Annotated in this window: 17 protein-coding genes; 11 read left to right on the top strand and 6 right to left on the bottom strand. The window is 72.0% G+C overall.

Translation table 11 applies throughout. The annotated features are described in order from the left end of the window. Positions 1–96: 96 nt before the first annotated feature. From gap to ACZ6J5_RS14170, 5 genes are all read left to right on the top strand, one after another. Complete coding sequence (gene gap / locus ACZ6J5_RS14150; RefSeq protein WP_469391107.1) at positions 97–1,107, top strand: type I glyceraldehyde-3-phosphate dehydrogenase; 1,011 nt, start codon at positions 97–99, stop codon at positions 1,105–1,107. Positions 1,108–1,213: 106 nt separating this feature from the next. Next, the gene (locus ACZ6J5_RS14155) at positions 1,214–2,425 is read left to right on the top strand and encodes a phosphoglycerate kinase (RefSeq protein WP_469391109.1); all 1,212 of its coding nucleotides are present in this window, start codon (positions 1,214–1,216) and stop codon (positions 2,423–2,425) included. A 31-nt stretch (positions 2,426–2,456) separates the two neighbouring features. Further along, complete coding sequence (gene tpiA / locus ACZ6J5_RS14160) at positions 2,457–3,212, top strand: triose-phosphate isomerase (protein ID WP_469391375.1); 756 nt, start codon at positions 2,457–2,459, stop codon at positions 3,210–3,212. A 97-nt stretch (positions 3,213–3,309) separates the two neighbouring features. Continuing rightward, positions 3,310–3,540, top strand: coding sequence for a preprotein translocase subunit SecG (gene secG, locus ACZ6J5_RS14165; protein WP_362470785.1), 231 nt, complete (start codon positions 3,310–3,312; stop codon positions 3,538–3,540). 77 nt (positions 3,541–3,617) lie between these two features. After that, positions 3,618–3,953: an RNA polymerase-binding protein RbpA gene (locus ACZ6J5_RS14170; protein WP_003976875.1), complete on the top strand. Its 336-nt coding sequence runs from the start codon at positions 3,618–3,620 to the stop codon at positions 3,951–3,953. Positions 3,954–4,023: 70 nt separating this feature from the next. On the opposite strand, the gene ACZ6J5_RS14175 is transcribed toward ACZ6J5_RS14170, so the two are convergent. After that, complete coding sequence (locus tag ACZ6J5_RS14175; RefSeq protein WP_469391111.1) at positions 4,024–4,875, bottom strand: MurR/RpiR family transcriptional regulator; 852 nt, start codon at positions 4,873–4,875, stop codon at positions 4,024–4,026. A 56-nt stretch (positions 4,876–4,931) separates the two neighbouring features. On the opposite strand from ACZ6J5_RS14175, the gene ACZ6J5_RS14180 reads away from it, so the two are divergent. The 5 genes from ACZ6J5_RS14180 (at position 4,932) to ACZ6J5_RS14200 (ending at position 10,646) form a co-directional block, all read left to right on the top strand. Then, positions 4,932–5,846, top strand: coding sequence for an N-acetylglucosamine kinase (locus ACZ6J5_RS14180; RefSeq protein ID WP_469391112.1), 915 nt, complete (start codon positions 4,932–4,934; stop codon positions 5,844–5,846). A gap of 139 nt (positions 5,847–5,985) precedes the next feature. Further along, positions 5,986–6,750: a sugar isomerase domain-containing protein gene (locus ACZ6J5_RS14185; RefSeq protein WP_469391114.1), complete on the top strand. Its 765-nt coding sequence runs from the start codon at positions 5,986–5,988 to the stop codon at positions 6,748–6,750. A gap of 85 nt (positions 6,751–6,835) precedes the next feature. Then, complete coding sequence (gene pgi / locus ACZ6J5_RS14190; protein ID WP_469391116.1) at positions 6,836–8,500, top strand: glucose-6-phosphate isomerase; 1,665 nt, start codon at positions 6,836–6,838, stop codon at positions 8,498–8,500. 2 nt (positions 8,501–8,502) lie between these two features. After that, a complete protein-coding gene (locus tag ACZ6J5_RS14195) occupies positions 8,503–9,006 on the top strand; it encodes a PH domain-containing protein (protein WP_469391118.1) in 504 nt (167 codons plus the stop codon). Further along, positions 9,003–10,646 carry a PH domain-containing protein gene (locus ACZ6J5_RS14200; RefSeq protein WP_469391120.1) on the top strand — a complete coding sequence of 548 codons (1,644 nt, stop codon included), beginning with the start codon at positions 9,003–9,005 and terminating at the stop codon, positions 10,644–10,646. The genes ACZ6J5_RS14195 and ACZ6J5_RS14200 overlap by 4 nt, the downstream gene beginning before the upstream one ends. Positions 10,647–10,700: 54 nt before the next feature. On the opposite strand, the gene pgl is transcribed toward ACZ6J5_RS14200, so the two are convergent. The 5 genes from pgl to tkt are packed head-to-tail and all read right to left on the bottom strand — an operon-like array spanning position 10,701 to position 17,303. Beyond that, positions 10,701–11,483 carry a 6-phosphogluconolactonase gene (pgl, locus tag ACZ6J5_RS14205; protein ID WP_469391121.1) on the bottom strand — a complete coding sequence of 261 codons (783 nt, stop codon included), beginning with the start codon at positions 11,481–11,483 and terminating at the stop codon, positions 10,701–10,703. Next, positions 11,480–12,526, bottom strand: coding sequence for a glucose-6-phosphate dehydrogenase assembly protein OpcA (opcA, locus tag ACZ6J5_RS14210; protein ID WP_469391123.1), 1,047 nt, complete (start codon positions 12,524–12,526; stop codon positions 11,480–11,482). The genes pgl and opcA overlap by 4 nt, the downstream gene beginning before the upstream one ends. Continuing rightward, complete coding sequence (gene zwf / locus ACZ6J5_RS14215) at positions 12,523–14,055, bottom strand: glucose-6-phosphate dehydrogenase (RefSeq protein ID WP_469391125.1); 1,533 nt, start codon at positions 14,053–14,055, stop codon at positions 12,523–12,525. The genes opcA and zwf overlap by 4 nt, the downstream gene beginning before the upstream one ends. Positions 14,056–14,060: 5 nt before the next feature. Next, the gene (gene tal, locus ACZ6J5_RS14220; protein WP_469391127.1) at positions 14,061–15,179 is read right to left on the bottom strand and encodes a transaldolase; all 1,119 of its coding nucleotides are present in this window, start codon (positions 15,177–15,179) and stop codon (positions 14,061–14,063) included. A 36-nt stretch (positions 15,180–15,215) separates the two neighbouring features. After that, the gene (gene tkt, locus ACZ6J5_RS14225; protein ID WP_469391129.1) at positions 15,216–17,303 is read right to left on the bottom strand and encodes a transketolase; all 2,088 of its coding nucleotides are present in this window, start codon (positions 17,301–17,303) and stop codon (positions 15,216–15,218) included. Positions 17,304–17,652: 349 nt separating this feature from the next. On the opposite strand from tkt, the gene ACZ6J5_RS14230 reads away from it, so the two are divergent. Beyond that, on the top strand, positions 17,653–18,600 hold the full coding sequence (locus tag ACZ6J5_RS14230) for a heme o synthase (RefSeq protein ID WP_469391131.1): 948 nt from the start codon (positions 17,653–17,655) through the stop codon (positions 18,598–18,600). Positions 18,601–18,683: the final 83 nt, after the last annotated feature.

The raw sequence follows: 18,683 nt of genomic DNA on the forward strand, positions 1-18,683 counted from the left end.
GGAGAGGTAGGGTCGTAAGCGGTCGGGGACATCCCAAAAGAGAAGCTCGCCGGGCGGCGAAGAGCACCCGGCGTCACCTAACGAGGAGATCGGTTCGTGACGATCCGCGTAGGCATCAACGGCTTTGGCCGTATCGGTCGCAACTACTTCCGCGCGCTCCTTGAGCAGGGTGCCGACATCGAGATCGTGGCTGTCAACGACCTGGGTGACACCGCGACCACGGCCCACCTGCTGAAGTACGACACCATCCTGGGCCGCCTCAAGGCCGAGGTGACCCACACCGCCGACACCATCACCGTCGACGGCCACACCATCAAGGTGCTCTCCGAGCGCAACCCGGCCGACATCCCCTGGGGTGAGCTGGGCGTCGACATCGTCATCGAGTCGACCGGCATCTTCACCAAGAAGGCCGACGCCGAGAAGCACATCGCCGGTGGCGCGAAGAAGGTCCTCATCTCGGCTCCGGCCAGCGGCGAGGACATCACCATCGTCATGGGCGTCAACCAGGACCAGTACGACGCGGCCAACCACCACGTCATCTCGAACGCGTCCTGCACCACCAACTGTGTGGCGCCGATGGCCAAGGTTCTCGACGAGAACTTCGGCATCGTCAAGGGCCTGATGACCACGGTCCACGCGTACACCAACGACCAGCGCATCCTGGACTTCCCGCACAAGGACCTCCGCCGCGCCCGCGCCGCCGCCGAGAACATCATCCCGACCACGACGGGCGCCGCCAAGGCCACCGCCCTGGTCCTCCCGCAGCTCAAGGGCAAGCTGGACGGCATCGCCATGCGCGTCCCGGTCCCGACCGGCTCCGCCACCGACCTCGTCGTGACCCTCGACCGTGAGGTCACGAAGGACGAGGTCAACGCGGCCTTCAAGAAGGCGTCCGAGGACGGCTCGCTGAAGGGCATCCTGTACTACACCGAGGACCCGATCGTCTCCTCGGACATCGTCAGCGACCCGGCGTCGTGCACCTTCGACTCCCTCATGACGATGGTCCAGGAAGGCAACACGGTCAAGATCCTCGGCTGGTACGACAACGAGTGGGGCTACTCCAACCGTCTCGTCGACCTCACCGTCTTCGTCGGCGGCCAGCTCTAAACTTCAGGGCGGGTTTTCGATGTGAGCAGGGCTCGGGCAGCGCGAAGACGCGCTGTGCGGGCCCTGTTCGTGTGCTCCACCGCGTACCAAGGGAGTCAGTGAACAGATGAAGACGATCGACGAGCTTCTCGCCGAGGGCGTCTCCGGCAAGCGGGTGTTCGTCCGCGCCGACCTCAACGTGCCGCTCGACGGCACCACCATCACCGACGACGGGCGCATCCGCGCGGTCGTCCCCACCGTCAAGGCGCTGGCCGACGCGGGCGCCCGCGTCGTCGTCGCCTCGCACCTGGGCCGTCCCAAGGGCGCCCCGGACCCGGCCTTCTCGCTCGCCCCGGCCGCCACGCGGCTCGGCGAGCTGCTCGGCGCCGACGTCGCCTTCGCGACCGACACCGTCGGCCCCTCCGCCAAGGAGACCGTCGCGGGCCTGGCCGACGGCCAGGTGGCCGTCGTCGAGAACCTGCGCTTCAACGCCGGTGAGACCGCCAAGGACGACGCCGAGCGCGGCGCCTTCGCGGACCAGCTCGCCGAGCTCGCCGACCTGTACGTCGGCGACGGCTTCGGCGCGGTGCACCGCAAGCACGCCTCGGTCTTCGACCTCCCCGCCCGCCTGCCGCACGCGGCCGGCTACCTCATCGCGACCGAGGTCGGCGTCCTCAAGAAGCTCACCCAGGACGTCAAGCGGCCCTACACCGTGATCCTCGGCGGCGCCAAGGTCTCCGACAAGCTCGCCGTCATCGACGAGCTGCTCGGCAAGGCCGACCGGCTGCTGATCGGCGGCGGCATGGCCTACACCTTCCTCAAGGCCAAGGGCCACGAGGTCGGCATCTCCCTCCTCCAGGAGGACCAGATCCCGGTGGTCACGGAGTACATGGAGCGCGCCGCCAAGTCCGGCGTCGAGCTCGTCCTCCCGGTCGACGTCCTGGTCTCCACGGACTTCCCGGACCTGAAGACCAAGGCCCCGGCCGACTTCGAGACGGTGGACGCGGACAAGATCCCCGCGGACAAGGAGGGCCTGGACATCGGCCCGAAGACCCGCGAGCTGTTCGCCTCGAAGATCGTCGACGCCGAGACCGTGTTCTGGAACGGCCCGGTCGGCGTCGCCGAGCACCCCGACTACGCGGGCGGCACCGCAGCCGTCGCGCAGGCCCTGCTCGACAGCAAGGGCTTCACCGTGGTCGGCGGCGGCGACTCCGCCGCGGCCGTCCGCAACCTGGGCTTCGACGAGACGAAGTTCGGCCACATCTCGACCGGCGGCGGCGCCTCCCTCGAATACCTTGAGGGCAAGACGCTTCCCGGCCTCGCCGCACTGGAGGACTGACCCTTTCATGAGCAACACCCGCACCCCGCTGATGGCGGGCAACTGGAAGATGAACCTCAACCACCTTGAGGCCATCGCGCACGTCCAGAAGCTGGCCTTCGCCCTCACCGACAAGGACTACGACGCGGTCGAGGTCGCGGTCCTCGCGCCCTTCACCGACCTGCGGTCCGTGCAGACCCTGGTCGACGGCGACAAGCTGAAGATCAAGTACGGCGCCCAGGACATCTCGGCGCACGAGTCCGGTGCCTACACCGGCGAGATCTCCGGCCTCATGCTGTCGAAGCTGAAGTGCTCCTTCGTGGCCGTCGGCCACTCGGAGCGCCGCCAGTACCACGGCGAGTCCGACGAGCTCTGCAACGCCAAGGTGAAGGCCGCGTTCGCGCACGGGATCACCCCGATCCTCTGCGTGGGCGAGGAGCTGGAGGTCCGTGAGGCCGGCAACGCCGTGCCGCACACCCTGGCCCAGGTCGAGGGCGGTCTGAAGGGCCTCCCGGCCGAGCAGGCCGAGACCATCGTGATCGCGTACGAGCCCGTGTGGGCCATCGGCACCGGCAAGGTCTGCGGCGCCGACGACGCGCAGGAGGTCTGCGCGGCGATCCGGGGCAAGCTCGCCGAGCTGTACTCGCAGGACGTGGCCGACAAGATCCGCATCCAGTACGGCGGGTCCGTCAAGGGCTCGAACGTCGCCGAGATCATGGCCAAGGCCGACATCGACGGCGCGCTGGTCGGCGGTGCCTCGCTGGACGCCGACGAGTTCGTCAAGATCGTGCGCTTCCGCGACCAGTGAGTATGCGGTAGCGGAGATACGTCGTACCCTTGCGGGGGTCGGGCAGGTGCCCGGCCCCCGTCCGTATAAGTCCGAGGAAGTTGGTCCAGCCGTGGTTATGGGGTTCTCGATCGCCCTGATCGTCTTCAGCGGGCTGCTGATGCTGCTCGTGCTGATGCACAAGGGGAAGGGCGGCGGTCTCTCCGACATGTTCGGTGGCGGCATGCAGTCCTCCGTCGGCGGCTCCTCGGTCGCCGAGCGCAACCTCGACCGCATCACCGTCGTGGTCGGTCTGCTCTGGTTCGCCTCCATTGTCGTACTCGGCCTGCTGATGAAGATGGACGGGTAACTCCAATCACTGGACGCGCGTTGGGCCTTACGTAGACTGGGGCATCTTCGAGCACCATCACGCAGGGAGTTACGACCGTGGCAAGTGGCAACGCGATCCGGGGAAGCCGGGTCGGAGCGGGGCCGATGGGCGAGGCCGAGCGGGGCGAGTCCGCGCCCCGTCTCCGCATCTCCTTCTGGTGCTCGAACGGGCACGAGACCCAGCCGAGCTTCGCCAGTGACGCACAGGTCCCGGAGACCTGGGACTGCCCGCGCTGCGGCTTCCCGGCCGGCCAGGACCGGGACAACCCGCCGGACCCGCCGCGCACCGAGCCGTACAAGACGCACCTCGCGTACGTACGCGAGCGGCGCAGCGACGCGGACGGCGAGGCGATCCTCGCGGAGGCGCTCGCCAAGCTGCGCGGCGAGATCTGAGCACGACGTGACGACATGACGTACGGGCCCCGGCCGCGCACCCGCTGCGCGGCCGGGGCCCGTACGCGTGTCAGGACCGGTGCACCTCGGCGATGTGCGCCGTGAGCGCGAGGGCGGCGGTGGCGCGCGCGTAGGTCAGCTGGGCCACGCGCGCGTACAGGCAGTCCAGGATCAGCAGCACGGAGTGGCGGGTGCCGAAGCCGCCGTGCCGGAAGCCGGTCCCGGCGGTGGTCGTGGTGAGGTGGACGCCGGCCGCGCGGGCCACCGGCGAGCGCGGGTCCCCGGTCACGGCGACCGTCGCCGCGCCCCGCTCGGCGGCCAGCCGCAGCGGCCCCAGCACCTCGCGGGTGGCGCCCGAGTGGGACACCGCCACGACCGCGTCGGCGGGGGCCAGCAGCGCCGCCGAGGTCTCGGCCGCGTGCACCTCGGTCCAGGCGCGGGCCTCGCAGCCGATGCCGAAGAGCCGGGCCTGGGTCTCCAGGGCGAGCACGCCGGAGGCGCCGACCCCGTAGACGTCGATCCGGCGGGCCCCCGCGAGGACCCGGGCGGCCCGCTCCAGCGCGTCGAGGTCGAGCTGCTCGGCGGTGGCCCGCAGGGCCGCCAGGTCCGCCCGGGCGACGGCGGCGACGACCTGCTCCAGCGGCTCGTCGGGCCCGATCTCCGGGCCGAGCGGGGTCCGTTCGGCGGCCTCGCTCTCCCGCCCCTGCTCCCGGGCGAGTTCGAGCAGCAGCCGCTGGTACGAGTCGAGCCCCAGGGCGTGGCAGAAGCGGGTGACGGTGGCCTGCGAGGTCCCCGTGCGCCGTCCCAGCTCGGCGGCGGAGAGCCCGGAGACCCGGGCGGGGTCCTCCAGGACCCAGTCGCCGACCTTGCGCAAGGAGCCGGACATCCGGGGGAGTTCGGAGCGGATCAGCGCGGTGATCATGAGGTGCCTTCGTGGGTCTTGTGTTCCGATGAATCTATCAATCACCATGCGGGCTGATGAACGAATCCGGGATTCAATGGGTCGTGGGCGTCGACGCGGGCGGTACGCGGACCAGGGCGCGGCTCGCCGAGGCGGCGGGCGGCCGGGTGCTCGGCGAGGGCGCCGGGGGGCCGGGCAACGCCCTGTCGGTGCCCCCCGACGCGCTCGCCCGCCACCTGGCCGAGGCCCTGCGGGGCGCCCTGCCGCCGGGCGCCGGGGCCGTCGCGGCCGTGCTGGGCGGCTTCGCGGGCGGCGGGCCCGGCGGCGGCCGGGAGCGGGCCCACGCCGCCCTGACGGCCGCGCTGGACCTCGTCGGGGTCCGGGCGGGCCGGGTCGAGGTCCGGGGCGACGCGGACGTCGCCTTCGCCGCCGGCGCCGGGACCCCTGCGGACGGGCTGGTGCTGATCGCCGGCACGGGCGCGGCGGCGGCCCGGGTCGCCGGGCGGCGGGCGGTCCGCGCGGCGGACGGCGACGGCTGGCTGCTCGGCGACGCCGGGAGCGGCTTCTGGCTGGGCCGGGAGGCGCTGCGCGCCGTGCTGCGGGCGCTGGACGGCCGGGGCCCGGCGACCGCCCTCACCGGCCCGGTGGCCGCGCTCTGCGGCGGCGGCACCAAGGAGCACGTCGTGCGGTACGCGTACGCGGCCGAGCCGGTGCGGCTGGCCGCGCTGAGCCCGCTGGTGGTGGCGGCGGCCGAGGGCGGGGACGCGGTGGCGTCGGCCCTGCTGGACCGGGCGGCGGCCGAACTGGCCGCCACCGTCGCGGCCTTGCGTCCCCGGCCGGGCGAGCCCCTGGTGGTGACGGGCGGCCTGCTGGGTCCCGGCGGCCCGCTCCTCCCGCGTCTGACGGCCCGGGTCGCCCCTCTCGGCCTGGTCCCGGACCCGGTCCGGGACGGACTCGCGGGCGCGGTGGCGCTGGCGCGGCTGGGGATCTGAGGGCGGCGCGGTCCTGGTGGCCGTACCCGCGCGGAAGGCTGTGCCCTACGCGGTGCCCTTGACGGGCGGCGCGCGGCGCTGGTTCATTGAACCGATAAGGCAAGCAATTCCTGGTTCAGTCATCCAGAGGAGAGCCCCGGTGCCCCAAGCCGCCCCCACCGCCGCCCAGTTCGCCGACCTCGCCCGTACCGCGCTCGACCGGGCCGTGGCCGCCAACAAGGACTCCGTCCCCGCCGCCGCCCGGCTCATCGCCGACTGCGTCGCCGCCGACGGCGTCGTGCACGCCTTCGGCACCGGCCACTCGCAGGCCGCCGCGCTGGAGGTCGCCGGCCGCGCCGGAGGGCTCGTGCCGACCAGCCGGATCGCCCTCGCCGACCTCGTCCTGCGCGGCGGCGAGGACCCCGCCGTCCTGCGCGACCCGCTGCTCGAACGCTCCGAGGGCCTCGCCGAGCGGCTCTACGCCCTCGCCACCCCCCGCCCCCAGGACCTCTTCGTCGTCATCTCCAACTCCGGCGTCAACAACTCGATCGTGGACATGGCCCTCACCGTCACCTCCGCCGGCCACCGCCTCGTCGCGCTGACCTCCCTGGAGCACACCCGCGCCGTCCCCGCCCTTCACCCCGCCGGCCACCGCCTCGCCGACCTCGCCGACACGGTCCTCGACAACTGCGCCCCCACCGGCGACGCCGTCCTCCCGCTCCCCGGCGGCGGCGCGCTCTGCGGCATCTCCACCCTCACCTCCTCCCTGCTCGTCCAGATGGCCGTCGCCGACGCCGTCGCCCTGCTGCTCGCCGAGGGCCACGAGCCGCCGGTCTACGTCTCCGCCAACGTCCCCGGCGGCCACGAGCGCAACGCCGCCCTCGAAGCGCGCTACGCGGGACGGCTGCACCGGGGCGGCAGCTGAACGCGTTTCGCACACCGGATCAATTAGGTTGGAGGTGCAGCGGGGCAGACACGCGTCACGACGCGGCAAGACGAAGAAATGGGCGATGTCCGAGATGAGTAACGAAGGCCGTACCAGGCTCAACCAGCTGCCCGAGTGGGCGGCCCTCGGCAAGCACCGCGAGCAGCTCGGCGCCACACACCTGCGCGAGCTGTTCGCCGCCGACCCGGAGCGCGGCACGACCTACACGCGGCGCGTCGGCGACCTGTACCTGGACTATTCCAAGCACCTCGTGACCGACGAGACCCTGGCGCTCCTGCGCGACCTCGCCGCCGCCACCGGCGTCGCCGAGCTGCGCGACGCCATGTTCCGGGGCGAGAAGATCAACAACACCGAGCACCGGGCGGTCCTGCACACCGCGCTGCGCGCCCCGCGCGGCGCGGTGGTCGAGGTCGACGGCGTGAACGTCGTCCCCGAGGTGCACGCGGTCCTCGACAAGATGAGCGCCTTCGCCGACAGGGTGCGCGCCGGCGAGTGGACCGGGCACACCGGCAAGCCGCTCAAGAACATCGTCAACATCGGCATCGGCGGCTCCGACCTCGGCCCCGCCATGGCGTACGAGGTGCTGCGCTCCTTCACCCGGCGCGACCTGACGGTCCGCTTCGTCTCCAACGTCGACGGCGCCGACCTGCACGAGGCCGTCCGCGACCTGGACCCGGCCGAGACCCTCTTCATCGTCGCCTCGAAGACCTTCACCACCATCGAGACGATCACCAACGCCACCTCCGCCCGCGACTGGCTCCTCGCCGGGCTCGGGGCCGGCCAGGACGCCGTCGCCAAGCACTTCGTGGCCCTCTCGACCAACGCCGAGAAGGTCGAGGAGTTCGGCATCGACACGGCGAACATGTTCGAGTTCTGGGACTGGGTCGGCGGGCGCTACTCGTACGACTCCGCCATCGGCCTCTCCCTCATGATCGCCATCGGCCCGGACGCCTTCCGCGAGATGCTCGACGGCTTCCACCTGATGGACGAGCACTTCCGCACCGCCCCGCCGGAGGAGAACGTCCCGCTCTTGCTCGGCCTCCTCGGCATCTGGTACGGCGCCTTCCACGACGCCCAGTCGCACGTGGTGCTCCCGTACTCGCACTACCTGTCGAAGTTCACCGCCTACCTCCAGCAGCTCGACATGGAGTCCAACGGCAAGTCCGTCACCCGCGACGGGCAGCCGGTCGACTGGCAGACCGGCCCGGTCGTCTGGGGCACCCCCGGCACCAACGGGCAGCACGCCTACTACCAGCTGATCCACCAGGGCACCAAGGTCATCCCGGCCGACTTCATCGGCTTCGCCCGGCCCGTCGCCGACCTCGCGCCCGGCCTGGTGGCCCAGCACGACCTGCTGATGGCGAACTTCTTCGCCCAGACCCAGGCGCTGGCCTTCGGCAAGACCCCCGAGGAGGTACGGGCCGAGGGCGTCCCGGAGGAGCTCGTCCCGCACAAGACCTTCAAGGGCGACCACCCGACCACCACCATCCTGGCCGACGCGCTCACCCCGTCCGTGCTGGGCCAGCTCGTCGCGCTCTACGAGCACAAGGTCTTCGTCCAGGGCGCGGTCTGGAACATCGACTCCTTCGACCAGTGGGGCGTCGAGCTCGGCAAGGTCCTCGCCAAGAAGATCGAGCCGGTCCTCACCGAGGGCGAGGGCGGCGCGGGCCTGGACAGCTCCACCGCCGGACTCGTCGCCGCGTACCGCTCGCTGCGGGGCCGGGGCTGACCATGACCACGGGGGAGGAGGCGGTCCGGCTGCGCCCGCCGAGGAACGCCGTCGACCGCCGGGCCGTGCCCTGGTGGCGGGCCCAGCTGCTCGTCACCACGGCCGTGCCGGTGGCCGTCCTGGGCGTGCTGGGGTGGCTGATCACCCCGGCCCGCTTCTGGCTGCTGCTCCCGGCGGCGCTCCTCGCGGCCCTCGGGCTCGGCTGCGCCGCGCTCCTCCCCGCCTGGTGGTACCGGGTGCACCGCTGGGAGGTCACCGAGGACGCCGTGTACGTGCGCACCGGCGCCCTCTGGCAGGAGTGGCGGATCGCACCCATGTCCCGCATCCAGACCGTCGACACCGTGCGCGGCCCGCTGGAGCAGAGCTTCCGGCTGGCCACGGTCACCGTCACGACCGCCTCCGCCAAGGGCGCGCTGCGCATCGAGGGCCTCGACCACGAGCTCGCCGCCGAGCTCGCGGAACGGCTCACCGCGATCACCCGGATCACCCCGGGGGACGCGACATGAGCGACGCGGACGCCCGCCCCGGGGCGTCCCCGGGATCCGAGGCGTACGCGGGCCCCGAGGCGCGGCCGGGGCCCGGGGCGCGCGACGGCCACGGCTGGCGGCGGCTGCACCCCCGCAGCCTGCTCGCCGGCGCGGCCGTCCTGTGCGGTGTCGCCGGCGGCGCCGCGCTGCCCGCCTTCCTCAGCCTCTCCGCCGGCTCCCGGCCCGCCTGGCAGGCCGCCGCCTGGGTCCTCGCCGGCGCGGTCCTGCTCATCGGCGGCGGCACCGCCGCCGACTGGATCAGGCTGCGCCGCACCCGCTACCGGATCGGCCCGGAGCTCGTCGAGCTGCACACCGGGCTCGTCGTGGTGAAGCGGCGCTCGCTGGCCCGCGAGCGGATCCGCAGCGTCGACCTCACCGCGAACCCCCTGCAACGCGTCCTCGGCCTCGTCAAGGTCGGCATCGGCACCGGCGAGCACGCCGGGAGCGAGTCCACCCTGGAACTCGACCTGGTCGCCCGCGCCGAGGGCGAACAGCTCCGCCACACCCTGCTCGCCCGCCCCAAGGGCCCCGAGGACCCCGTCGACGACGGCGTCCTCGCCGCCGTCGACCCGAGCTGGATCCGCTACGCCCCGGTCTCCTTCGTGACCCCGCTGCTCGCCACCGCGGCGGCCGGGGCCGTGATGCAGGTCAGCGAGTGGTTCGGCGCGCAGGACGAGGTCATCCACTGGATAGGGGACCGCTTCGAGGAGGTGTCGCTGACCTGGATGATCGTCGACCTGGTCCTGATCGCCGTCGTCGCCGGTCTCTTCGGCGCCCTCGGGCTCTGGGTCGAGATGTGGTACCGCTACCGCCTGGAGCGCGAGCCCGGCGGCACCCTGCGGGTCCGCCGGGGCCTGTTCACCGCCCGCTCCATCTCCCTGGAGGAGCGCAGGCTGCGCGGGGTCGAGCTGGTCGAGCCGCTCGGCGTGCGCCTGTTCCGCGCCGCCCGCGTCGACGCCGTCGCCACCGGGCTCGCCCAGAGCGACGACGACAAGCACGGCGACCTCAAGAACCTGGCCCCGCCGGTGCCCCGCGCGCTCGCCGACCGGATCGCCGCGCAGGTGCTCCGGGAGACCGAGCCGCCCACCGGCGCCCCGCTCGTCCGGCACCCCCGGGCCGCGCGCCGCCGCCGGATCGGCTGGGCGCTGTGGGGCGGACTCGGCCCCGCCGCGCTGCTCGCCGGGCTCGGCCTCTGGCTGACCCCGGTGCTGCTCTACGTGGCGGGCGCGACGGCGGTCCTGCTGACCCCGGTCTGGGTCGCCCTCGCCCTCGACGCGTACCGCAATCTCGGACACGGCGTCAGCGGCGCCTACCTCGTCACCCGTTCGGGCACCGTGCGCCGCTCCACCGTCGCCCTCCAGCGCGCCGGGGTGATCGGCTGGACCGTCAAGCAGTCCTGGTTCCAGCGGCGCGCGGGCGTGCTCACGCTGAACGCCACGACGGCCGCCGGGGAGGGCGCGTACGCGGTCTACGACGCGGCCGAGAGCGAGGGCCTGACCTTCGCGGCGGACGCGGTGCCGGACCTCCTCGCCCCCTTCCTGGAGCCCGTGCGCGACCAGCCCGTGCGCGACCAGCCCGTGCGCGACCAGCCCGTGTCCGACGGGTCCGCGAGGCCCTGACAACGCCGGAGGCCCGGCTCACCTCTCGGTGAGCCGGGCCTCCGTGACGTGTCCTCAGGCCGTGTGCGGCGGGTACAGCGCGCGCGGCAGCTCCGAGGCCGCCGCCGCGTCGAGCAGCCACAGCGTGCGCGCGCGGCCCCGGGCGCCGGCCGCCGGTGCCTGCACCTCGCCCGCGCCGGACAGCGCGATGGCCGCGGCCTTCGCCTTGTCCTCGCCGGCCGCGAGCAGCCAGACCTCCTTCGCGGCCCGGATCGCCGGCAGGGTCAGCGAGACCCGGGTCGGCGGCGGCTTGGGCGCGCCGTGCACGCCCACCACGGTCCGCTCGGTCTCGCGGACCGCCGGGAGCTCCGGGAACAGCGAGGCCACATGGGTGTCCGGGCCGACGCCCAGCATCAGCACGTCGAAGGTGGGCACCCCGCCGTGGTCGCCGGGGCCGGCCGCCGCCGCGAGCTCCGCCGCGTAGGCCGCGGCCGCGGCGTCCACGTCGGAGCCGTACGGGCCGTCCGAGGCCGGCATGGCGTGCACCCGCGCCGGGTCCAGCGGGACGCTGTCGAGCAGCGCCTCGCGGGCCTGGGTGACGTTGCGCTCCGGGTCGCCCTCGGGCAGGAAGCGCTCGTCGCCCCACCACAGGTCGAGCCGCGACCAGTCGACCGCGTCCCGCGCGGGCGCGGCGGCGAGGGCCGCGAGCAGCCCGTTGCCGTTGCGCCCGCCGGTGAGCACCACCGAGGCGGAGCCGCGCGAGGACTGGGCGTCCACGATCTTCGTGATGAGCCGGGCCGCGGCGGCCCGCGCCATCAGCTCCTTGTCGCGGTGGACGACGAGCTGCGGGGCGCTCACTTGGCCGCCGCCTTCTTGGCCGGTGCCTTCTTCGCGGCCTTCGCCGCGGGGGCCGGGGCCTCCGTGGCGGCCTCGGGGGCCTCCTCGGCCGGGACGGGCGGGGCGGTGGTGGCCGCCTCCTCGTCCAGCCGCTCCAGGCCGAAGCGCAGCGCCGAGGCGTAGGTGTCGTCCGGGTCGAGGCGGCGCAGCTCCTCCGCGATCAGCTCGGCGGTCTCGCGGCGCTTGAGCGCCACGCCCCGGTCCGGCTGCCCGTGGATGGAGAGCGTGGCGAGCGAGCCGTCCGCGCGGTCGAGCACGATGGGGCCGCAGTCCGACTCCATCCGCACCGAGGTGAGGCCGGGCCCGGCCGACTTCGCGCGCCGCACGGGCACCTTCAGCCGGTCGGCCAGCCACATCGCGAGCAGCTCGACGCTCGGGTTGAACTCCTCGCCCTCGACCACGGCCGAGGTGACCTCGCAGGCGACCTGGTCGAGCGCGGCGGCCAGCATCGAGCGCCACGGGGTGATCCGGGTCCACGAGAGGTCGGTGTCGCCCGGGGTGTACGCGTCCGCGCGCGCGGTCAGCTCCTGGATGGGCTGCTCGGCGGCGTACGTGTCGGTGACACGGCGCTGGGCGAGGGCGCCCAGCGGGTCGCTCGCCGGGTCGACCGGCGAGTTCACCGGCCACCAGACGACGACGGGCGCGTCCGGCAGCAGCAGCGGCAGCACCACCGACTGGGCGTGGTCGACGACCTCGCCGTACAGCCGGAGCACCACCGTCTCGCCGGTGCTGGCGTCGGCGCCGAGGCGGACCTCGGCGTCGAGCCGCGCCTTGGCGCGGTCCCGCGGGGAGCGCGAGACCCGCTTGATGACGACGAGGGTCCGCGAGGGGTGCTCGCGGGACGCCTCGTTGGCCGCCTTCAGCGCGTCGTAGGCGTTCTCCTCGTCGGTGACGATGACGAGGGTGAGCACCATGCCGACGGCCGGGGTGCCGATGGCCCGCCGCCCGAGCACCAGCGCCTTGTTGATCTTGGAGGACGTGGTGTCCGTCAGGTCGGTCTTCATGGCCGGCGCCAGCTCCTGCCGTCTCGTGCGAGCATCTCGTCCGCCTCGACCGGACCCCAGGTCCCGGACTGGTACTGCGCGGGCTTGCCGTGCTTGTCCCAGAACTGCTCGATCGGGTCGAGGATCTGCCAGGACAGCTCGACCTCCTCGACGCGGGGGAAGAGGTTGGAGTCGCCGAGCAGGACGTCGAGGATGAGCCGCTCGTAGGCCTCGGGGCTGGACTCGGTGAAGGACTCGCCGTAGGCGAAGTCCATCGACACGTCCCGGACCTCCATCTGCGTGCCCGGCACCTTGGAGCCGAAGCGCATGGTGACGCCCTCGTCGGGCTGCACGCGGATGACGAGCGCGTTCTGGCCGAGCTCCTCCGTCGCCGTCTGGTCGAAGGGGGAGTGCGGGGCGCGCTGGAAGACCACCGCGATCTCGGTGACCCGGCGGCCGAGGCGCTTGCCGGTGCGCAGGTAGAAGGGGACGCCCGCCCAGCGGCGGTTGTCGATCTCCACCTTGATGGCCGCGTAGGTGTCGGTCTTCGACTGGGGGTCGATGCCGTCTTCCTGGAGGTAGCCGACGGCCTTCTCGCCGCCCTGCCACCCGGCCGCGTACTGGCCGCGCACGGTCGACTTGCCGAGGTCCTTCGGCAGCTTCACCGCGCCGAGCACCTTGGTCTTCTCCGCGGCGAGCGCGTCGGCGTCGAAGGAGGCGGGCTCCTCCATCGCGGTCAGCGCGAGCAGCTGGAGCAGGTGGTTCTGGATGACGTCACGGGCGGCGCCGATGCCGTCGTAGTACCCGGCCCGGCCGCCGATGCCGATGTCCTCGGCCATGGTGATCTGCACGTGGTCGACGTACGACCGGTTCCAGATCGGCTCGAAGAGGGTGTTGGCGAAGCGGAGCGCCAGGATGTTCTGGACGGTCTCCTTGCCGAGGTAGTGGTCGATGCGGAAGACCGCGTCGGGCGGGAAGACCTCGTGGACGACCTCGTTGAGCTCCTTGGCGGAGGTCAGGTCGTGCCCGAAGGGCTTCTCGATGACCGCGCGGCGCCAGGAGCCGTCCTTCTGGTCGGCCAGACCGTGCTTCTTGAGCTGGCGGACGACCAGCGGGAAGAACTTCGGCGGCACGGACAGGTAGAAGGCGAAGTTGCCGCCGGTGCCCTGCGCCTTGTCCAGCTGCTCGATGGTGGCCTTCAGCTGCTCGAAGGCGTCGTCGTCGTCGAAGTCGCCCTGGACGAAGCGCATCCCCTGGATCAGCTGCTGCCACACCTCCTCGCGGAACGGGGTGCGGGCGTGCTGCTTGACGGCGTCGTGGACCTCCTGCGCGAAGTCCTCGTCCTGCCACTCGCGACGGGCGAAGCCGATCAGCGAGAAGCCCGGCGGGAGCAGACCGCGGTTGGCGAGGTCGTACACCGCGGGCATGAGCTTCTTGCGGGACAGATCGCCCGTGACACCGAAGATCACCAGACCCGACGGCCCCGCGATGCGCGGGAGCCGTCGGTCTGCGGCGTCACGGAGCGGGTTCGCTCCGGTGACTGCGCTCAAGGTGATTACGCCTCCGAAGGTGCGCGGCGGGCGAGCTCCGCCTCGGTCGACTTGAGCAGGTCGTTCCAGGACGCCTCGAACTTGTCGACGCCCTCGTCCTCCAGGAGCTGGACGACCTCGTCGTACGAGATGCCCAGCTTCGCCACGGCGGCGAGGACCTGACGGGACTCGTCGTAGGTGCCGCGGATGGTGTCGCCCACGATCTGGCCGTGGTCGGCGGTGGCCTCCAGGGTGGCCTCCGGCATGGTGTTCACCGTGCCCGGGGCGACCAGGTCGTCCACGTAGAGGGTGTCCTTGTAGGCCGGGTCCTTGACGCCGGTCGAGGCCCACAGCGGACGCTGCTTGTTGGCGTGCGCCTTGTCGAGGGCGGCCCAGCGCTCGGAGGCGAAGACCTCCTCGTACGCCTCGTAGGCGAGACGCGCGTTGGCCAGGGCGGACCTGCCCTTGAGGGCCTTGGCCTCGTCGGTGCCGATGGTGTCGAGGCGCTTGTCGATCTCGGTGTCCACGCGGGACACGAAGAAGGACGCCACCGAGTGGATCTTCGACAGGTCCAGGCCGCGCTCGCGGGCCTTCTCCAGGCCCGCCAGGTAGGCGTCCATGACCGCGCGGTAGCGCTCCAGCGAGAAGATCAGCGTCACGTTGACGCTGATGCCGAGGCCGATGACCTCGGTGATCGCCGGCAGACCCGCCTGGGTGGCCGGGATCTTGATCAGGGTGTTGGGCCGGTCCACCAGCCAGGCCAGCTGCTTGGCCTCGGCGATGGTCGGGGCCGTCTGGTGGGCCAGCCGGGGGTCGACCTCGATGGAGACCCGGCCGTCCTGGCCCTCGGTCGCGTCGAAGACGGGGCGCAGGATGTCGGCGGCGTCCCTCACGTCGGCCGTCGTGATCATCCGGATGGCCTCGTCCACCGTCACCTTGCGGACGGCCAGGTCGACGAGCTGCTGCTCGTAACCGTCGCCCGAGGTGATGGCCTTCTGGAAGATGGACGGGTTGGTGGTCACCCCCACCACGTGGCTCTGGTCGATGAGCTCGGCCAGGTTGCCGGACGTGATCCGCTTGCGCGAGAGGTCGTCCAGCCAGATCGCGACGCCTTCGTCGGAGAGGCGCTTGAGAGCGTCTGTCATGAGAGTTGCATCTCCATTAAGTCGTACGTATGGGCGTCAGCGCGTGGCGGCGGCGAGGGATTCCCGCGCGGCGGCGACGATCGCCTCCGGCGTGAAGCCGAACTCGCGGAACAGCACCTTCGCGTCGGCCGAGGCACCGAAGTGCTCCAGCGAGACGATCCGGCCGGCGTCGCCGACGTACCTGTGCCAGGTCAGCCCGATCCCGGCCTCGACGGCGACGCGCGCCTTCACGGCCGGCGGCAGGACCGAGTCCTTGTACGCCTGCTCCTGCTCCTCGAACCACTCCACCGACGGCATCGAGACCACGCGGGTCGGGATGCCCTCGGCCTGGAGCCGCTCCCGGGCCTCGACGGCCAGGTGCACCTCGGAGCCGGTGGCGATCAGCACGAGCCGCGCCTCTCCGCCGTCCGCCTCGAACAGCACGTAGCCGCCCTTGGCCGCGTCCTCGTTCGGCGCGTACGTCGGCACGCCCTGGCGGGTGAGGGCCAGGCCGTGCGGGGCGCCCTTGCCGAACACCTTGGTGTGACGCTTCATGATCTCGCGCCAGGCGATCGCCGTCTCGTTGGCGTCGGCCGGGCGGACCACGTTCAGGCCCGGGATCGCGCGCAGCGAGGCCAGGTGCTCCACCGGCTGGTGGGTCGGGCCGTCCTCGCCGAGGCCGATCGAGTCGTGCGTCCACACGTACGTCACCGGCAGGTGCATCAGGGCCGACAGGCGCACGGCGTTGCGCATGTAGTCGGAGAACACCAGGAAGGTGCCGCCGTAGACGCGCGTGTTGCCGTGCAGGGCGATGCCGTTCATCTCCGCGGCCATGGAGTGCTCGCGGATGCCGAAGTGGATCGTCCGGCCGTACTTGTCCGCCTCGGGGAGCGGGTTGCCCTCGGGGAGGAACGAGGACGTCTTGTCGATCGTGGTGTTGTTGGAGCCGGCGAGGTCGGCCGAGCCGCCCCACAGCTCCGGGATCACCGCGCCGAGCGCCTGGAGGACCTTGCCGGAGGCGGCGCGGGTGGCGACGCCCTGGCCCGCCTCGAAGACCGGGAGCTTCTCCTCCCAGCCGGCCGGCAGCTCGTTGGCCTCGATGCGGTCGAACTCGGCCGCGCGCTCCGGGTTGGCGGTGCGCCACTCGGCCAGCGACTTCTCCCAGGCGGCGCGGGCCTCGCGGCCTCGGTCGCCGAGGGCGCGGGTGTGCGCGATGACCTCGTCGGTGACCTCGAAGGTCTGCTCCGGGTCGAAGCCGAGGACGCGCTTGGTGGCCGCGATCTCCGCGTCGCCCAGCGCCGAGCCGTGCGCGGCCTCGGTGTTCTGGGCGTTCGGCGCCGGCCACGCGATGATCGAGCGCATCGCGATGAACGAGGGGCGCTCGGTCTCGGCCTCGGCGGCCTTGACGGCGGCGTACAGGGCGGCCGGGTCCAGGTCGCCGTTGGCCTGCGGCTCCACGCGCTGGACGTGCCAGCCGTAGGCCTCGTACCGCTTCATCGTGTCCTCGGACACGGCCGTCTCGGTGTCGCCCTCGATCGAGATGTGGTTGTCGTCCCACAGCAGGATCAGGTTGCCGAGCTTCTGGTGGCCGGCGAGCGAGGACGCCTCGGCGGAGATGCCCTCCTGGAGGCAGCCGTCGCCGGCGATCACGTAGACGTGGTGATCGAAGGGAGAGGTGCCCTGGGCCGCCTCCGGGTCGAACAGACCGCGCTCGTAGCGGGCGGCCATGGCCATGCCCACGGCGTTGGCGACGCCCTGGCCCAGCGGGCCCGTGGTCGTCTCCACTCCGGCCGTGTGGCCGTACTCCGGGTGGCCCGGAGTCTTGGAGCCCCAGGTGCGGAACGCCTTCAGGTCGTCGAGTTCGAGACCGAAGCCGCCCAGGTACAGCTGGGTGTAGAGGGTCAGGGACGAGTGCCCGGCGGAGAGCACGAAGCGGTCACGGCCCACCCACTCCGGGTCGGCCGGGTCGTGCCGCATCACCTTCTGGAAGAGGGTGTACGCGGCGGGCGCGAGGCTCATCGCCGTACCGGGATGGCCGTTTCCGACCTTCTGCACGGCGTCGGCGGCAAGGATGCGGGCGGTGTCCACGGCCCGCTGGTCCAGTTCGGTCCACTCGAGGTCTGTGGTCGTCGGCTTAGTGCTCACCCTGAGTCAGGGCTCCTCTCCGCATGTCTGTAGCCGGTGACTGAGGGTGTCCCGGCGATGTCGAGCCTACCCCCGGAATTCGTCCCTCTTTTCGTGTTCATGCCGCTCATATGTGCGCTCACAGCAAAGACTGCCGGGGGTCGCGCGAGTTCGCCTCCCGAGCCGGACACGGGGCGTGTCCACCCCTTGGGACGTACCCCGGGCGCACCCGCGCGTGGGTCCCGCCAACACGACCCCACCCCCGCGAAGATCGGCGTATGGGCAACGTCTACAGTGGCGTGGTACGCGCAAGTCTTCACCCCGTCTTCATCCGGGGAGCTTGCTGGGAATTTCTCTGTCAGGGGTGTGCGTGACGGCCGTCGAGTCCCGACCCGCAGGGGTCGTCTTGACTCCCAGCCCGGGGGGCCATCGGCCGTTCGGGGCCCGCGTCAAGGCATACGTGGCGCTGACCAAGCCGCGGATCATCGAGCTGCTGCTCATCACCACGGTTCCGGTGATGTTCCTCGCCGAGCAGGGCGTCCCCGATCTGTGGCTGGTGCTCGCCACGTGTTTCGGCGGATATCTGTCGGCGGGTGGCGCGAATGCGCTGAACATGTACATCGACCGCGACATCGACGCCCTGATGGACCGCACCTCCCAGCGTCCGCTGGTCACCGGCGTGCTCACGCCGCGTGAGGGCCTGGTCTTCGGACTCAGCCTCGCCGTGATCTCCACGCTCTGGTTCGGACTGCTCGTCAACTGGCTGTCCGCCGCCCTGTCGCTCGGCGCGCTCCTCTTCTACGTCGTGGTCTACACCATGATCCTGAAGCGGCGCACCGCGCAGAACATCGTCTGGGGCGGCATCGCCGGCTGCCTCCCGGTGCTCATCGGCTGGTCGGCCGTCACCAACTCGATGTCCTGGGCCGCGGTCATCCTCTTCCTCGTCATCTTCTTCTGGACGCCGCCGCACTACTGGCCGCTGTCCATGAAGGTGAAGGACGACTACGCCCGCGCGGGCGTGCCGATGCTGCCGGTGCTGGCCTCCAACAAGGTCGTCGCCAAGCAGATCGTGGCCTACAGCTGGATCATGGTCGCGGTCTCCCTGCTGCTCACCCCGCTGGGCTACACCGGCTGGTTCTACACGGCCGTGGCGCTGGCCACCGGCGGCTGGTGGCTGTGGGAGGCGCACGCGCTGCTCCACCGGGCCAAGGCGGGCGCCACCGGCGCCAAGCTCAAGGAGATGCGCCTCTTCCACTGGTCCATCACCTATGTGTCGCTGCTCTTCGTGGCGGTCGCGGTGGACCCCTTCCTGCGCTAGCGCTTCGTCCTCTCGGACCCCGGCGACGGCCGGGGCGCGTGGCCCACGCCACGTGCCCCGGCCGTCGCCAGTCGATCTACCCG

The sequence above is a fragment of the Streptomyces sp. NPDC042100 genome, from assembly GCF_055582325.1.

What these genes read in the sequence shown, in the direction of transcription:
- ACZ6J5_RS14155 (WP_469391109.1), top strand. Translation starts at nt 1,214, where the DNA reads ATGAAGACGATCGACGAGCTTCTCGCCGAGGGCGTCTCCGGCAAGCGG.
- tpiA (WP_469391375.1), top strand. Translation starts at nt 2,457, where the DNA reads ATGGCGGGCAACTGGAAGATGAACCTCAACCACCTTGAGGCCATCGCG.
- secG (WP_362470785.1), top strand. Translation starts at nt 3,310, where the DNA reads ATGGGGTTCTCGATCGCCCTGATCGTCTTCAGCGGGCTGCTGATGCTG.
- ACZ6J5_RS14175 (WP_469391111.1), bottom strand. Translation starts at nt 4,875, where the DNA reads ATGATCACCGCGCTGATCCGCTCCGAACTCCCCCGGATGTCCGGCTCC.
- ACZ6J5_RS14180 (WP_469391112.1), top strand. Translation starts at nt 4,932, where the DNA reads ATGAACGAATCCGGGATTCAATGGGTCGTGGGCGTCGACGCGGGCGGT.
- pgi (WP_469391116.1), top strand. Translation starts at nt 6,836, where the DNA reads ATGTCCGAGATGAGTAACGAAGGCCGTACCAGGCTCAACCAGCTGCCC.
- ACZ6J5_RS14195 (WP_469391118.1), top strand. Translation starts at nt 8,503, where the DNA reads ATGACCACGGGGGAGGAGGCGGTCCGGCTGCGCCCGCCGAGGAACGCC.
- ACZ6J5_RS14200 (WP_469391120.1), top strand. Translation starts at nt 9,003, where the DNA reads ATGAGCGACGCGGACGCCCGCCCCGGGGCGTCCCCGGGATCCGAGGCG.
- opcA (WP_469391123.1), bottom strand. Translation starts at nt 12,526, where the DNA reads ATGAAGACCGACCTGACGGACACCACGTCCTCCAAGATCAACAAGGCG.
- tal (WP_469391127.1), bottom strand. Translation starts at nt 15,179, where the DNA reads ATGACAGACGCTCTCAAGCGCCTCTCCGACGAAGGCGTCGCGATCTGG.